This window comes from Ornithinimicrobium sp. CNJ-824 (assembly GCF_001942405.1).
GTDB classification, from domain to species: domain Bacteria; phylum Actinomycetota; class Actinomycetes; order Actinomycetales; family Dermatophilaceae; genus Ornithinicoccus; species Ornithinicoccus kibberensis.
In genome coordinates this window covers 1-14,981 of record NZ_MKKA01000006.1, presented here as the reverse complement: position 1 = coordinate 14,981, position 14,981 = coordinate 1, and the positions used below count along the sequence as shown (strand labels likewise).

Here is a 14,981-nt window from a genome sequence, read left to right as displayed (position 1 = left end):
CGGACCCCCAGGAGGTCGCCCTCGCGGCCGCCGCCGTGCTGGCCGAGCGCACCGGCGCCGAGCGCCACGACGTGGCCCTCGTGCTCGGCAGCGGCTGGAAGCCGGCGGCGCCCGGCTCGGCACCCCCGACACGGTCGTCGACAACACCGACGTCCCGGGCTTCGGCGCCGCGGCCGTCGAGGGGCACACCGGCACGATCAGCTCGATCCCCCTGCCCGACGGGCGCCGGGTCCTCGTCTACGGCACCCGGACCCACTTCTACGAGGCCGCGGCGTCCGCGCCGTCGTGCACGCCGTGCGCACCGCGGCCGCCGCCGGCTGCCGCACGGTCGTGCTGACCAACGGCTGCGGCGGGCTGCGGCCGGAGTGGGGGCCGGGCACCGCCGTGCTCATCTCCGACCACATCAACCTCACCGCGGCCTCGCCGCTGGAGGGCGCCACCTTCGTCGACCTCACCGACCTCTACACCCCCCGGCTGCGGGACCTGGCCCGGGAGGTGGACCCGGAGCTGCCCGAGGGTGTCTACGTCCAGTTCCGCGGGCCGCACTACGAGACGCCGGCGGAGGTCCGGATGGCGCGCACGCTGGGCGGCGACCTGGTCGGGATGTCCACCACCCTGGAGGCCATCGCCGCCCGCGAGGCCGGCCTGGAGGTGCTGGGCATCTCCCTGGTCACCAACCCGGCCGCCGGCATCAGCCCGGTCCCGCTGGACCACCAGGACGTCATCGAGGCCGGCCGCGCGGCCGGCGAGCGGTGCGGCGACCTGCTGGCCCGCATCGTCGACCGTCTCTAGCCCGCCGACCCGGCCCACCCGACAGCAGAGCGACCCGGAGGACCCCGATGACCCCGCACGACGACGAGCAGCTCGACCCGGCCCTGCTGGAGCGGGCCGACGCCTGGCTGGCCGACGACCCGGACCCGGTGACCCGGTCCGAGCTGGCCGACCTGCTGGAGCGGGCCCGCGCCGGGGAGCCCGACGCCGGGGCCGACCTGGCCGACCGGTTCGCCGGGTTCCTGGAGTTCGGCACGGCCGGGCTGCGCGGAGCCCTGGGCGCCGGCCCGAACCGGATGAACCGCGCCGTCGTGATCCGCACCGCCGCCGGCCTGACCGCATACCTGACCCGGGTCCTGCGCGAGCGCGGGGACGGCGACGGGCCCACCGTCGTCGTCGGGTTCGACGCCCGGCACAACTCCGACGTCTTCGCCCGGGACACCGCCGCGGTGGTCACCGCCGCGGGCGGGCGGGCCATGGTCCTGCCCCACCCCCTGCCGACCCCGGTCCTGGCGTTCGCGATCCGCCACCTGGGGGCCGAGGCCGGGGTCATGGTCACCGCGAGCCACAACCCGCCCGAGGACAACGGCTACAAGGTCTACCTCGGCGACGGGTCGCAGATCGTCCCGCCCGCCGACCGGGCCATCGCCGAGCAGATCGCCGCCGTGCCCTCGGTCGCGCAGGTCCCCCGGGCCGACGACGGCTGGGTCACCCTGGACGACTCCGTCGTCGAGGCCTACCTCGACGCCGCCGTGGCCGTCCTGGACCCCGACGGCCCGCGCGCGCTGTCCGTCGTGCACACCGCCCTGCACGGCGTGGGCTCGGACGTGGTGCGGGAGGCCTTCCTGCGGGCCGGCTTCCCCGCACCGGCGCCGGTGGCCGAGCAGCAGGAGCCCGACCCCGACTTCCCCAGCGTCGCCTTCCCCAACCCCGAGGAGCCCGGCGCCATCGACGCGGCGCTGGCGCTGGCCGAGCGTGAACGGCCCGACCTGGTCGTGGCCAACGACCCCGACGCCGACCGGTGCGCCCTGGCGGTCCGCGACGGGAGCTCGTGGCGGATGCTGCGGGGCGACGAGGTCGGCGCCCTCCTGGGGCAGCACGTCATCGACCGCGGTCGCGCGACCGGCGAGCGCCGGGTGCTGGCCCGGTCGATCGTCTCCTCCCGCCTCCTGGGCGCGATGGCCGACGCCGCCGGGCTGCCCGGGGAGGAGACCCTCACCGGCTTCAAGTGGATCGGCCGGGTCCGCGGGCTGGCCTACGGCTACGAGGAGGCGCTGGGCTACTGCGTCGACCCCGCCACGGTGCCGGACAAGGACGGGGTCACCGCCGCGCTCATGGCCGCGGAGATGGCCGCCGGGCTCAAGGCGCAGGGCCGCACCCTCCTGGACGTGCTCGACGACCTCGCACGGCGCCACGGGGTGCACCAGACCGACGCCTTCTCCGTGCGGGTGTCCGACCTGTCCTTGATCCCCCCGGTCATGCAGCGTCTGCGCGACGAGCCGCCGGCGCACCTGGGCCGGACCGAGGTCAGCTCCGTGGAGGACCTGGCCGAGGGGGTCGACGGGCTGCCGCCGACCGAGGGCATGCGCTTCGTGCTGGCCGACGACACCCGGGTGATCGTGCGACCGAGCGGCACCGAGCCCAAGCTGAAGGTCTACCTCGAGGCCGTCGTCCCGGTGGAGGGCGAGGACGGGCTCCCAGCCGCCCGCGAGGAGGCGACCCGTCGCCTGGCCGAGGTGCGCGCGGCCATGGAGGAGCTCACCCGCGTCTGACGCGGTGGGACCTCAGGAGAGCAGCGCCAGCACCACGAGGGCCACGGCCACGGCGAGGACGACGACCGCGCCCCACGCCGGCCGCTGCACCGGACGCCCGAGCGGGTCGGTGGCCTCCCCGGCCGGGGTGGCTGCGCGCTCCCCCCGGCGCCGGCGTCGAGCTCCCCGCCGTCCAGCCGCCACCGCTGCAACGCCCGCTGCACCTCGTCGGCCACCCCCTGGGCCGTGGTGCCGGCGTCGCCCCGTCGGCGCACGGTGGTCTCGGCGAAGTCGTCGACGGCCTGGCGACGCACCCGTTCGCGCTTGACGGGCACGGCCCAGGCGGAGTGCCGGCGCCCCTCCCGGTCGACCAGCTCCAGGGCCCACTGGTGGGTCACCTCCTCGACCGCGGCGAACGGGACCGTGGTGTCGGTGACCAGGTTGCCCAGCACGACGCCGTCCTCGTGCAGCCGGACCGAGGGCCGCAGGAACAGCACCCAGCCGAGGGCGCCCAGCCCGACCACGAGCGCGGCGGGCGGCAGCAGACCGGCCCGGTGCCCGGCGACGACGTCCGCGACCGTGAGCGCGGCCAGCACGCCCGCGCCGGCCACGAGCACCCAGCCCATCAGCCGGGCCGGCAGCGTGCGGTAGACCCGCAGCGGCGGGCCGGTCAGCCGCCCCGACCCCTCAGCCGTCCCGCGCGCGGGGTGCGGGGGCGGGGGGTCGGACGACGCGGAGGTGCTCACGCGGACCGAGTCTAGGCCGGACCGGGTCCTAGACTGGGCCGCCATGGAGCCCGTCGCCCCCCGACCCGCGCGGGTCCTCGTGCTCACCGGTCCCAGCGGCGCCGGCAAGTCCCGGCTGGCGCGCCGGCTGACCGCGCGCTTCGGGTGGCCGATGGTCGCCCTGGACGACTTCTACCGCGAGGGCACCGACCCCGACCTGCCGATGAGCCCGCTGGGGCTGGTCGACTGGGACGACGTGCGCTCCTGGCACGTGGACGCGGCGCTGGCCGCGCTCGAGGAGCTCTGCGTCCACGGCTGCACGGACGTGCCCGTCTACGACATCGCCAGCTCGAGCATCACCGGCCACCACGTCCTGGAGCGGGGGCCGCACGACGTCGTCGTGGCCGAGGGCATCTTTGCCGCCCACGCGGTCGAGGGCCTGCGGGAGAGGGGCCTGCTGGCCCAGGCGTGGTGCGTGCGCAACCATCCCTGGCTGACGTTCGTCCGGCGGCTCGTGCGCGACCTGGCCGAACGGCGCAAGCCCCCGCTCACCCTGTGGCGCCGGGGCCACGTCCTGCGCCGGGCCGAGCCGGGTATCGTGGCCGCCCACGAGGCGCTCGGAGCCGTACCGGTCACCGCCAAGGAGGCCGAACGCCTCGTCCACGACCTGCTCGCCCCGGAGGGTGCGGGCGCCGCAGCGCAGGAGGACCCGGGGGATGACGCAGCCGCACGTCCCGGACGGTATGCCGCCCCCCGGGTCGCCGCCCTCCGTGCCGGCCCCGGTCCCGCCGGGTGCGCCGCCTGCGGCGGACGGACCCGACCCCTGGCAGAGGCTGACCCCCGAGGAGCTCACCCGCCTGCACCGGCCCGGCGTGGTCCCCCTGCGCCCCCTGGGCCTGGGCGACATCTTCGGAGGGTCCCTGCAGACGATGCGGCGCAACCCGCGCGCCACCGTCGGGATGGCGCTGCTGGTCCTCGCCGCCCTGCTGGTCCCCTCGCTCCTGCTCTCCCTGGGGGTCGCCGGCACCTCCCTCCTCGCCCCCACCGACCGGGAGGCCGTCCTCCTGCTCGTCACGCTGGTCTTCTCCGCGCTGGCCTCCACGACCCTCACGGGGCTGATCGTGCACACCGTGGGCGAGGCCGTCCTGGGCGACCGGGCGGGGCTGGGGGAGGCCTGGGAGGCGGTCCGCGGACGGATCCCCGCCCTGCTCGGCGCGCTCGTGCTCATGACCGTGTTGCTCCTCCTGGCCGGCGTGGCGGTCGTGGGGGTCGTCGTGCTGGCCACCTGGGCGGCCACCGGTGCCGGCGACCTGCCGGCCGTCCTGGTCGCGGTCGGCGGCGGCCTGGCCGGGGCCGTGCTGCTCGTGTGGGCCGGGAGCCGTCTCTCGCTGGCCCCGGCACCGGTCGTCCTCGAGCGCGCCGGCCCCTGGCGGGGCGTGCGCCGGGCGTGGGCCCTGACCTCGGGCCGCAGTCGTGGCGGGTCACGGGGATCACCGTGCTCGCCGGCCTGGTCACCGCGGCGTTCGCGGCCGCCGTGCAGGTGCCGGTCTCCGTGGTCCTGCTGCTGGCCGGCGACGGCTTCCTCGGCACGGCGGGCGGCCCCTCCACCCTGGCCATCGTGCTCGACCACGCGGTGCAGCTGGCGGTCAACGCCGTCGTCGTCCCGTTCACCGCCGGGGTGACCGCGCTGCTCTACCTGGACCAGCGCATCCGGCGTGAGGGTCTGGACCTGGTCCTGCACCGCACCGCCCAGGAGCGGGCCGTGCGGCGGCGCCGTTGACACCGGTGACCGACGAGGGTCCCGACCCCGGCCGGGACGAGGCGCGGCGCTGGCTCGAGGAGGAGCTGGCCTCCGGCGAATACCGCGTCCGTGAGTCGGTCGTCGAGCGCGTCCTCGACCGGCTCGCCGAGCTGCTGCCCTCACCCGGCCTGACCGGCACGCTGCCGGGGTGGGCCTCCTGGGTCGTCCTGGCAGCAGTGCTGGTCGCCGTCCTCGCGGTCCTCACCCGGGCCGCCCGCGACCGCCGTCGGCAGGCCGTCCTCGGGCGGCGCGCCCCGGACGGCGCGGTGCTGCCGGACCGGCCCCTCACGGCGGCGGCCTATAGGGAGCGGGCCGCCCGGGCGCTGGCCGCGGGCGAGCCCGACGCCGCGCTCCTGGACGCCTACCGGGCCGTGGCCGCCGAGGCCGACGGTCGCGGCTGGCTGCCCGACCGGCCCGGCAGGACCGCCCACGAGCTGGCGGCCGAGCTGGGTGCCCGGGTGCCGGCCCTGGCGGGCGAGCTGGCGGAGGCGGCCGACCGTTTCGACGCCGTGCGCTACGGCGCCGCGCACGTCGCGGCGGACCAGGCTCGGGCCGTGCTGGAGCTCGGCCTGCGGCTCGACCGCCCCGACGTCCGTCCGGGCCCGGCACCGGGACCCCGACCAGCGGTGCCCCGGTGACCCGGCTGCGCCGCTGGGCCCCGTGGGCGGTGCTCGTCCTGGCCATGGCCGTGGTGGCCGCCCTCCTGGCCCGGCAGGACACCGGCGAGCCCTTCTCCCCGGACAACCCCGGCCACGAGGGGACCCGGGCCCTGGTCTCGGTCCTGGAGCAGCGGGGCACCACGGTGGAGGTCGTCGACGGGACCCGACGGCTCCTGGACCGGGCCGTGGAGCAGGGCACGGTGGTGGTGCTCGGCTCCACCGCATACCTGGGACCGGGCTCGGCGGCCGAGGTGCTGCGGCACGTCGAGGACGCCCGACGGCTTCTCGTCCTCGTCCCCGACCCGGCGCTCGACCCGGGCACCGCCCTGGACCTGCCGGTGACCTCCGCCCCGGGCGACGGGCAGGTCCTCGACCCGGGCTGCACCGCCCCCTGGGTGCGCGAGGGGGACCGGCTGGCCCGGGTGGACACGATGATGGAGCACCGGGGGGCCGACCGGGCAGCGGCCACCGCCTGCTACCCCCCGACGGCGACGACCAACGTCGGCGGGGCGCGGACCGGGGCGCTGCTCGACCTGCCGGCCGAGGCCGGGCGTCCCGCCCTGACCCTCGTCGGGTTCCCGACCGCGCTGACCAACGAGCACGTGGTCGAGGAGGCCCACGCGGCGCTCGGGCTGCGTCTGCTGGGAGGGTCCGACCGGGTCCTGTGGGTGCTGCCCTCCCCCGGTGACGCCTCGCTGGAGGAGACCCCCCAGGGCCTGTGGGACGTCCTGCCGCGCAACCTCACCGCCTCCGTCGTGCTGCTCGCAGCCGCCGTGCTCGCCGCCGCGCTCTGGCAGGGCCGCCGGCTGGCGCCCGTGGTCGGCGAGCCGCTCCCCGCCGTGGTGCACGCGGCGGAGACCACCCGGGCCCGGGGCCGTCTCTACCGCCAGGCCCGCGACCGCGAGCACGCCCTCCGCGCGCTGCAGGAGGGCGCCCGGCACCGCCTGGCCCTCCGACTGGGCCTGCCGGCCACCGTCGGCACCGCCGAGCTCGTCGACGCCGTCTCCACCGCCGTGGGCCGACCACCGAGCGTGGTCCACCGGCTGCTCGACGATCCCACCGCCCCGGACGACGCGACCCTCGTCGACGTCGCCCGGCAGCTGCGCTCCCTCGAGGAAGGAACCCCCGCATGACTCCCCCGCCCACCCCGACCGACCCGCCCGGGGACCCGCACGCCACCGGTGAGGGCCCTGCGCCCGACGACGCCCGGGCGGCGCTGCAGTCGGTCCGGACCGAGGTCGCCCGCGCCGTGGTCGGCCAGGACCAGGCCGTCTCCGGCCTCCTCGTGGCCCTGCTCACCGGGGGGCACGTGCTGCTGGAGGGGGTGCCCGGCACCGCCAAGACGCTGCTCGTCCGCGCCCTCGCCAGGGCGCTGTCGGTGCGCACCGCGCGCGTGCAGTTCACGCCGGACCTCATGCCCGGCGACGTCACCGGGTCCATGGTCTACGACAGCGGCAGGGAGGACTTCACCTTCCGGCCGGGCCCGGTGTTCACCAACCTCCTCCTCGCCGACGAGGTCAACCGCACCCCGCCGAAGACCCAGTCGGCACTCCTGGAGGCGATGGAGGAACGACAGGTGACCGTCGACGGCACCGCCCACCCCCTGCCGACCCCCTTCCTCGTGGCGGCCACGCAGAACCCGGTCGAGTACGAGGGCACCTACCCCCTCCCCGAGGCGCAGCTGGACCGGTTCCTGCTCAAGCTCACGGTGCCCCTCCCCCCGCGGGAGGACGAGGTCGAGGTGCTGACCCGGCACGCGGCCGGCTTCGACCCCCGCGACCTGGCGGCCGCCGGGGTGCGACCGGTCGCGGGCGCCGAGGAGCTGGCGGCCGCGGCCGCGGCCGCTCGACGCGTGCAGGTCTCCCCGGAGATCGTCGGGTATGTCGTGGACCTGGCCCGGGCCACGCGCACGGCTCCCTCGCTGCAGCTGGGGGTCAGTCCCCGCGGCGCGACGGCGCTGATGGCCTCGGCACGGGCCTGGGCGTGGCTCTCCGGCCGCGAGTTCGTCACCCCCGACGACGTCAAGGCCCTCGCGCCGCCCACCCTGGCCCACCGGGTCGCCCTGCGGCCCGAGGCCGAGCTCGAGGGCGTGGACGCCGACGCCGTGCTGCGCACCGTCCTGTCCTCCGTCCCCGTCCCCCGCTGAGGCCCCCCATGGTCGTGCGTGGTCCGGTGGTCGCCCTGGTCCTGCTGGGGCTGGTCCCGCCCGCCCTGTGGCCCGGGCGGGCCGGGGCCGTGGCCGCCGGCTGGCTGCTCGGCGTCGCCGTCCTCGTCGCGCTCGACCTGCTCCTGACCCCCTCCCCACGGTCGCTCCGGGTCCGCCGGGGCGAGGTGCCGGCGGTGCGCCTCGGCGGCTCGGCGACGGTGGAGCTGACGCTGACCCACGACGGTCCGCGCCGGGCACGCGGGCTGGTCCAGGACGCTGGTGCCTCGGCGGGGGCCGACGGGCACCCGGCACCTCCTCGACGTCCGGCCCGGGCAGGTCCAACGGGTCCGGACCGTGCTCACCCCCACCCGTCGCGGGGACCGCCCGGCCACGGGGGTCACGGTGCGGGTCCACGGTCCGATGGGGCTGGCGGGCCGGCAGCGGACCGTGGCCCTCGGGGGCGCGGTCCGGGCCCTCCCGCCGTTCCGGTCGAGGCGGCACCTGCCGAGCCGGCTGGCCCGGCTGCGCCAGATCGACGGCCGGTCCGCCGTCCGGACCCGGGGGCAGGGCACCGAGTTCGACTCGCTGCGCGACTACGTCGACGGGGACGACGTGCGCTCCATCGACTGGCGGGCCACGGCCCGCCGGCAGCACACGGTCGTGCGCACCTGGCAGCCGGAGCGCGACCGGCGGGTGCTGCTGGTCCTGGACACCTCCCGCACCAGCGCCGCACGGGTCGGGGACGAACCCCGCCTGGACGCGGCCATGGACGCCGCCCTGCTGCTGGCCGCCCTGGCGGCCCGGGCCGGGGACCGCGTGGACCTGCTGGCCGGCGACCGGTCGCTGCGGGCACGGGTCGGGTCCGGCTCCGGCGCCGCCGGAGGGTCGGCCGACCTGCTCCACCGCCTCGTCACGGCGATGGCCCCGCTGGAACCGGTCCTGGTCGAGGCGGACTGGACCCGTCTCGCGGGGGCGGTCAACGGGACCACCCGGCGACGGGCCCTGGTGGTCCTGCTGACGCCCCTCGAGCCGGCCGCGGTGGAGGAGGGCCTGCTGCCGGTCCTGCCGAGCCTGACCGCCCACCACCACGTCGTGGTGGCCTCGGTGGCCGACCCGGCGGTGGCGGCGATGGCGGCCGACCTCGGGTCGGTGCCGGCGGTCTACGACGCCGCGGCCGCCGAGCGCACCACCGCGCTGCGTCGCCGGACCGCCTCCGCCCTGCGCCAGCTCGGCGTCGAGGTGCTCGACCGTCCCCCCCACGACCTGCCGGCCGCCCTGGCCGACCACTACCTGCAGCTGAAGGCGACCGGCCGGCTGTGAGCCGACGGCGGAGGCACCGCCGGCCCGCCGGTAGCATCGTCGGGTGCCTCCCGCCCCCCGCGCCGTCCACGGTCGATGAGCAGCAGTCCCGACCCGGCACGCAGCACGCGGCACCCGCAGCCGGAGGACCTCACGCGGTTCGCCTGGCTGTCGATCGCGGCGGCCCTGGTCACCATCGGGCTCAAGACGGGCGCCTGGCTGCTGACCGGGTCGGTGGGCCTGCTGTCCGACGCCGCGGAGTCGCTGGTGAACCTGGTCGCCGCGGTCGTGGCCCTGGTGGCCCTCCGGGTCGCCCTCCGGCCGCCGGACAAGAAGCACAACTACGGGCACAGCAAGGCGGAGTACTTCGCGGCCGCCGTCGAGGGCCTGATGATCTTCGTGGCCGCCGCCGTGATCCTCATGGTGTCCGTCCAGCGGTTCCTCGACCCCCAGCCGCTGGAGCGGGTGGGTACGGGCCTGGCGGTCTCGGTCGTCGCGTCCGTGGTCAACGGGTCGGTGGCCTGGGTGCTGCTGCGGGCCGGCCGCAAGCACCGCTCGATCACCCTCACCGCCGACGGCAAGCACCTCCTGACCGACGTGTGGACCTCCGTCGGCGTCGTCGTCGGGGTCGCGCTGGTGTGGCTCACCGGGTGGGAGCGGCTGGACCCGGTGGTCGCCTTCCTGGTCGGTGTGAACATCCTCGTCACCGGGTGGGGGCTGGTCGCCACGTCCACCGCGGGTCTCATGGACGCCAGCCTGCCGAAGGAGGACAACGCGCGGATCGCCGGGATCCTCGACCAGTGGACCAGCGAGCAGGTCCAGTTCCACGCGGTCCGTACCCGGGAGTCGGGGCACAAGCGCTTCATGGAGATGCACCTGCTCGTGCCCGGCGGCTGGAGCGTCAAGCGGGGCCACGACCTGGCCGAGGACATCACCGACTCGTTGCTGGAGGCGTATCCGGACCTGCGGGTCAGCTGCCACCTGGAGCCCATCGAGGACCCCCGGTCCTACGAAGACATGGGGATCTGAGCCGAGGCGCGGCGGCTCCCCGGGCGCGGCTCAGGACGAGGTGGGGGCCACGTCCGCCTGCTGGTCGTCGCCGACGTCGCCGGTGATCCCACGACGGACGGCGGACCGGCCCAGGGTGAGCACGTAGGTGAGGAACGCCAGCAGGGCCAGCACGCCGATGCCCACCCGGGCCCACGTGGGCAGCGGCGAGGGGGTGACGAACCCCTCGATGACGCCCGCCACCAGGAGCACGACGACCAGGCCGAGCGCCACCCCGGCCGCCGTCCGTCCCTCCGCCGCCAGGTTGGCCAGGCGCGGCCTTGGGCCGGGGGCGACCCAGGCCCAGAAGAGCCGCAGCCCCACCCCCGCGGCCACGAACACCGCCATCAGCTCCAGCAGGCCGTGGGGCGTCAGCAGGCCCCAGAACACGTCGGCCCGGTCGTAGCGGTGCATCAGCGACCCGATCACCGCCACGTTGGCGATGTTCTGCCACAGGACCCACACGACCGGGAAGCCGAGCACGCCCATCCCGATCGCCCTGGCCGCGACCCAGGCGTTGTTCACCCAGACGAGCGTGGAGAAGCTGCCCGCCGCGTTCTCGGAGTAGTAGGACTCGAACTGCACGTCGACGAGCAGCTGCACCTCCTGCGGCGTCAGCAGGGTGTTCTCCACCACCGGATGGTGGTAGAGCCACCAGCCCAGCACGAGCCCGACGACGACGTTGGCCACGGCGGTCACCCCCCACCACCACCGCAGCCGGTAGAGCGCCGCCGGGAAGTCCTCGGCGAAGAACCGGCCCATCCCCGACCAGGACGCCGTCGGCACGCGTGCGGCGCGGCCCCGGGCCCGGGCGACCAGCGCGGACAGGTAGGCGACCACGCCGGCGTCGGGTGCACCGGAACGGACGAGGGACAGGTCGGTGGCCGCCCGCTGGTAGCCGTCGACCAGCTCGTCGGCCTCGGCGCCGGAGAGCCGGCGCCGGCGCGCGAGCGCCTCCAGCCGGTGCCACTCCTCCCGCCGTCGGGCCACCAGTGCGTCCAGGTCCACGGGCCCACTGTAGGACGCCCGGCACCGGCGTCCCGTCGTACGCTGGACGGGTGGCTCGCGCGGGGATCTTCGACGTCGACCGGTTCGTCACCGGCGAGGCGGTGGAGGTCGAGCTCCCGGCCGCATCCCTGCCCCTGCGCATGCTCTCGGGCGCCATCGACCTGCTCGTCGTGGCGGCCCTGCTCGTCGCGGTCGTGCTGCTCACCCCGGTCGACCTGTTCGCCGCCGACGGGGCCCTGGGCCAGACGTTCGTCATCCTCCTCATGGTGCTGGCCATGGCCGGGGTGCCGATCGCCCTTGAGACCCTGCTCCACGGCCGGACGGTCGGCAAGCTCGTGCTCGGTCTGCGGACGGTGCGGGACGACACCGGTCCCATCGGCCTGCGGCACGCGACCATCCGCGCGCTGGCCGGCACCGTCGAGCTGTGGCTGACCCTCGGCGGGCTCGCCCTCCTCGTGGCCGCCACCAACGAGCGGGCCCGCCGGCTGGGCGACCTGCTGGCCGGGACCTACGTCGTCCGTGACCGGGTGCGGCTGGCCCCGGTCGCCCTGCCCGTCGCCGGTCCCGAGGTCGGCGGCTGGGCCCGGGACGCAGACCTGGCGCCGTTGCCCGACGCACTGGCCGTGGCGGTCCGCCAGTTCCTCTCCCGGGCCGGCCAGCTGGCCCCCGAGGCCCGCACGCGCACCGGTGCCGAGCTGTGGGCCGCCGTGGCTCCACGGGTGTCGCCGCCCCCACCGGCGGGAGCGTCGCCGGAGGAGCTGCTGGCCGGGGTGATGGGCGAACGGCGCCGCCGGGACGAGGCCAGGCTGGACCGTGCGGACGCCCTGCGCCGACGGCTGCTGCCGGCGGGCGAGGCTCAGCCCGGCACCGGCTCCGGGTCCCGGCGGGCACCCTCGACGGTGAAGGCCGGCGCGCACACGGCCAGGTAGTCCGCGCCGGAGGCGCCGACGGCGTAGCGGACCCACTCCCCCGCCCGGGTGAGGATGCACTCGCCCGCGGTGACGCTGGTCGATCCGCCCTCGTGCTCGACGACGACCTCGCCGGCCAGGACGTAGGTGATCTCGTCGAACTCGGGCCGCTGGCCCGGCTCCGACCACCCGGGGGGCGCGGTCATCCGCGCCAGCGACACCGAGCGGTGCCCCGTGCTGGCCGCCCCGGCCAGCTCCTGGATCAGCTTCTCCCCGGTCCCGGGCACCCGGACCGGCCGCAACGTCGTCGGCATACCCCGATCCTATGCGCTCCACCTACAGTGGGACCCATGCCGAACACCTACGCCCCCGGGAGCACCCTGACCGTCCAGGACGTCGCCGACCTCGTCGACCACGCCCTGCTCAAGCCCGAGCTCACCCCGGCCGAGGTGGAGCGGTCCTGCCGCGAGCTGGCCGCCGCCGAGATCTGGTCCGTCTGCGTGCGTCCCAGCGACGTCGCCCTCGCCGCCGGGGCCGTGCAGGGCCACCGGACCCGGGTCTGCACGGTCATCGGGTTCCCCCACGGCACCACCTCGACCGCGGCCAAGGTGGCCGAGTCGCGCCAGGCCCTCGAGGACGGCGCCACCGAGCTGGACATGGTGCTCCACATCGGCCGGCTGCGCGGCGGGGACGTGCAGCAGGTGCAGGCCGACATCGCCGCCGTGGTGCAGGTCGGGCACGAGGCCGGGGCCCTGGTGAAGGTGATCCTGGAGACCGCCCTGCTCGACGACGAGCAGAAGGTCGCCGGCTGCCGGGCCGCCGAGGCCGCCGGGGCCGACTTCGTCAAGACCTCGACCGGGTTCGCCGGGGGCGGCGCGACGCTGCCGGACGTCCGGCTCATGCGCGCCAGCACCGGCGAGCACGTCCAGGTGAAGGCCTCCGGGGGCGTCCGGGACATCGACACGCTGCTGGCCATGTGCGCCGAGGGCGTCACCCGGATCGGGACCTCCTCGACCGAGGCGCTGCTGGCCGGGGCCCGGGAGCGCGCGGACGCCGGCACGCTGGTGGTGCCCGAGCCGGGTCAGGACGTGGCCGGGGCCGACGGCCGGGGCTACTGACCCGGGCCGGTCAGGCGATCCGGTCGAGAACCACGTCCGGACGCCCGGGCGCCGTGTCCCCGACGCTCCAGCCCCCCTCGAGGGCGGCGAGCGCACGCTCGAAGCGCTCGGGGGTGTCGGTGTGCAGCGTCATCACCGGTTCGCCGGCCCGCACCCGGTCGCCCGGCTTGGCGTGCAGCTCGACACCCGCGCCGCCTGCACGGGGTCCTCCTTGCGGGCGCGGCCCGCCCCGAGGCGCCAGGCGGCCACGCCGACCGTCAGTGCGTCGAGCTCGGTCAGCACCCCGTCCCGGTCCGCGACGACCTGGTGGGTCTCGGCGGCCGTCGGCAGCGGGGCGTCCGGGTCGCCACCCTGGGCGGCGATCATCCGGCGCCAGACGTCCATGGCCCGCCCGTCCCGCAGCGCGTCGGCCGGGTCCACGTCCTGCACCCCCGCCCCCTGGAGCATCTCGCGGGCCAGTGCGAGGGTGAGGTCCACCACGTCCTGGGGGCCGCCGCCGGCGAGCACCTCCACGCTCTCGCGCACCTCGAGGCCGTTGCCGGCGGTCAGCCCCAGGGGCGTGGACATGTCGGTGAGCAGCGCCACCGTGTGCACGCCCGCGTCCTGGCCGAGCGCCACCATGGTCTGCGCCAGCTCCCGGGCGTCCGCCTCGGTCTTCATGAACGCGCCGGAGCCGACCTTGACGTCGAGGACCAGCACCCCGGTGCCCTCGGCGATCTTCTTGCTCATGATCGAGGAGGCGATCAGCGGGATCGCCTCGACCGTGCCGGTGACGTCGCGCAGCGAGTAGAGGCGCTTGTCCGCCGGGGCCAGCCCCGACCCCGCCGCGCAGATCACCGCGCCGACGTCCTCGAGCTGGTCGAGGATCTCCGCGTTGGACAACGACGCCCGCCACCCGGGGACGGCCTCCAGCTTGTCGAGGGTCCCGCCGGTGTGGCCCAGGCCCCGGCCCGAGAGCTGGGGGACCGCGACCCCGCAGGCGGCCACGAGCGGGGCCAGCGGCAGGGTGATCTTGTCACCCACCCCTCCGGTCGAGTGCTTGTCCGCGGTCGGGCGGGACAGGGAGGAGAAGTCCATCCGCTCACCGGAGGCGATCATCGCCGCGGTCCAGTCGCCGATCTCCCGGCGGTTCATCCCGTTGAGCAGGATGGCCATGGCCAGCGCCGACATCTGCTCGTCGGCGACCACCTCGCGGGTGTAGGCGTCCACGACCCAGGCGATCTCCTCGGAGGAGAGCTCACCCCGGTCGCGCTTGGTGCGGATGATGTCGACGGCGTCGAAGGACTCACTCATGGTGCCCAGTCTGGCCCATGCCGCGGCACCGGGCCGCGACCCTGTCCAGCGCGGCCCGGTCCACACCGCCGGAGCCGCCCGACAGCGCCGACAGCGCGGTCCGCACGTCACCGTGGAGCGCACCCTCCTCGCCACCGTCCGCCCGACCTGCGGTGAGCCGGCGGTCCATCCCCTCGAGGAGCTGGCGTGCCCGCCCGGCGTCGCCCGCCGCGAGCGCCTGCTCCAGGTCCCGTCCCCCCTGGGCCAGCTGCAGGCGCAGCAGCGAACGGGCGGGGTCGGTGCCGCCGGACCATCCCCCCGGCGAGGTCGCCGGGCCGGACACCGACGACGACCCGGGGTAGCGGGGCACGTCGATGGTGGGCATCGGCGGGGACCGCCCGGCCGGCCGGTCCAGCCGGGGGGCGCCGGGCCGACCCGGGCCGTCCGTCGGCGCGGACCGCCGCGGGGCGGCGGCC

14 protein-coding genes and 3 pseudogenes are annotated in these 14,981 nt (G+C 76.5%); 12 read left to right on the top strand and 5 right to left on the bottom strand.

From position 1 onward, the window contains the following. Positions 1-35: 35 nt before the first annotated feature. Together BJF81_RS02585 and BJF81_RS02580 are read left to right on the top strand one after the other, a co-directional pair. Positions 36-792 (top strand): annotated as a pseudogene (locus BJF81_RS02585) (purine-nucleoside phosphorylase). A gap of 47 nt (positions 793-839) precedes the next feature. Further along, on the top strand, positions 840-2,543 hold the full coding sequence (locus BJF81_RS02580; protein ID WP_075957032.1) for a phospho-sugar mutase: 1,704 nt from the start codon (positions 840-842) through the stop codon (positions 2,541-2,543). Here the strand turns inward: BJF81_RS02580 and BJF81_RS17140 are convergent. Further along, complete coding sequence (locus BJF81_RS17140) at positions 2,426-3,268, bottom strand: hypothetical protein (RefSeq protein WP_143780630.1); 843 nt, start codon at positions 3,266-3,268, stop codon at positions 2,426-2,428. The genes BJF81_RS02580 and BJF81_RS17140 overlap by 118 nt on opposite strands. Positions 3,269-3,311: 43 nt before the next feature. Here BJF81_RS17140 and BJF81_RS18485 point away from each other — a divergent pair. From BJF81_RS18485 to BJF81_RS02550, 8 genes and pseudogenes are all read left to right on the top strand, one after another. Then, positions 3,312-3,770 (top strand): annotated as a pseudogene (locus tag BJF81_RS18485) (uridine kinase family protein); the annotation flags it as partial. A gap of 193 nt (positions 3,771-3,963) precedes the next feature. Continuing rightward, positions 3,964-4,929, top strand: a complete 966-nt coding sequence (locus tag BJF81_RS18480) for a hypothetical protein (RefSeq protein WP_202817408.1) — start codon at positions 3,964-3,966, stop codon at positions 4,927-4,929. Then, entirely contained in the window at positions 4,866-5,027 is a 162-nt protein-coding gene (locus tag BJF81_RS18475; RefSeq protein WP_202817407.1) for a hypothetical protein, read from the top strand. The genes BJF81_RS18480 and BJF81_RS18475 overlap by 64 nt, the downstream gene beginning before the upstream one ends. Before the next feature lie 5 nt (positions 5,028-5,032). Further along, on the top strand, positions 5,033-5,686 hold the full coding sequence (locus BJF81_RS02570) for a DUF4129 domain-containing protein (RefSeq protein ID WP_158068598.1): 654 nt from the start codon (positions 5,033-5,035) through the stop codon (positions 5,684-5,686). Then, positions 5,683-6,840, top strand: a complete 1,158-nt coding sequence (locus BJF81_RS02565) for a DUF4350 domain-containing protein (protein WP_075957030.1) — start codon at positions 5,683-5,685, stop codon at positions 6,838-6,840. The genes BJF81_RS02570 and BJF81_RS02565 overlap by 4 nt, the downstream gene beginning before the upstream one ends. Then, complete coding sequence (locus tag BJF81_RS02560) at positions 6,837-7,853, top strand: AAA family ATPase (protein WP_075957029.1); 1,017 nt, start codon at positions 6,837-6,839, stop codon at positions 7,851-7,853. The genes BJF81_RS02565 and BJF81_RS02560 overlap by 4 nt, the downstream gene beginning before the upstream one ends. Before the next feature lie 354 nt (positions 7,854-8,207). Further along, positions 8,208-9,173 (top strand): DUF58 domain-containing protein, encoded by a 966-nt coding sequence (locus tag BJF81_RS02555; protein WP_342447051.1) that lies wholly within the window; start codon positions 8,208-8,210, stop codon positions 9,171-9,173. A gap of 75 nt (positions 9,174-9,248) precedes the next feature. After that, positions 9,249-10,181, top strand: coding sequence for a cation diffusion facilitator family transporter (locus BJF81_RS02550; RefSeq protein ID WP_075957028.1), 933 nt, complete (start codon positions 9,249-9,251; stop codon positions 10,179-10,181). A 30-nt stretch (positions 10,182-10,211) separates the two neighbouring features. Here the strand turns inward: BJF81_RS02550 and BJF81_RS02545 are convergent, their stop codons facing one another. Further along, positions 10,212-11,207 carry a stage II sporulation protein M gene (locus BJF81_RS02545; protein ID WP_075957027.1) on the bottom strand — a complete coding sequence of 332 codons (996 nt, stop codon included), beginning with the start codon at positions 11,205-11,207 and terminating at the stop codon, positions 10,212-10,214. Between the two features lie 50 nt (positions 11,208-11,257). Here BJF81_RS02545 and BJF81_RS02540 point away from each other — a divergent pair, with 50 nt between their 5' ends. Beyond that, positions 11,258-12,136: an RDD family protein gene (locus tag BJF81_RS02540; protein ID WP_075957026.1), complete on the top strand. Its 879-nt coding sequence runs from the start codon at positions 11,258-11,260 to the stop codon at positions 12,134-12,136. On the opposite strand, the gene BJF81_RS02535 is transcribed toward BJF81_RS02540, so the two are convergent. Further along, on the bottom strand, positions 12,064-12,429 hold the full coding sequence (locus BJF81_RS02535; protein ID WP_075957025.1) for a cupin domain-containing protein: 366 nt from the start codon (positions 12,427-12,429) through the stop codon (positions 12,064-12,066). The genes BJF81_RS02540 and BJF81_RS02535 overlap by 73 nt on opposite strands. A 36-nt stretch (positions 12,430-12,465) precedes the next feature. Here BJF81_RS02535 and deoC point away from each other — a divergent pair, with 36 nt between their 5' ends. Next, positions 12,466-13,233 carry a deoxyribose-phosphate aldolase gene (deoC, locus tag BJF81_RS02530; protein ID WP_075957075.1) on the top strand — a complete coding sequence of 256 codons (768 nt, stop codon included), beginning with the start codon at positions 12,466-12,468 and terminating at the stop codon, positions 13,231-13,233. 10 nt (positions 13,234-13,243) lie between these two features. Here deoC and BJF81_RS02525 read toward each other — a convergent pair. After that, a pseudogene (locus BJF81_RS02525) lies at positions 13,244-14,526 on the bottom strand (thymidine phosphorylase). After that, a partial coding sequence (locus BJF81_RS02520) for a hypothetical protein (protein WP_237769977.1) occupies positions 14,519-14,981 on the bottom strand: 463 nt, incomplete at its 5' end. The gene BJF81_RS02520 and the pseudogene BJF81_RS02525, both read right to left, overlap by 8 nt.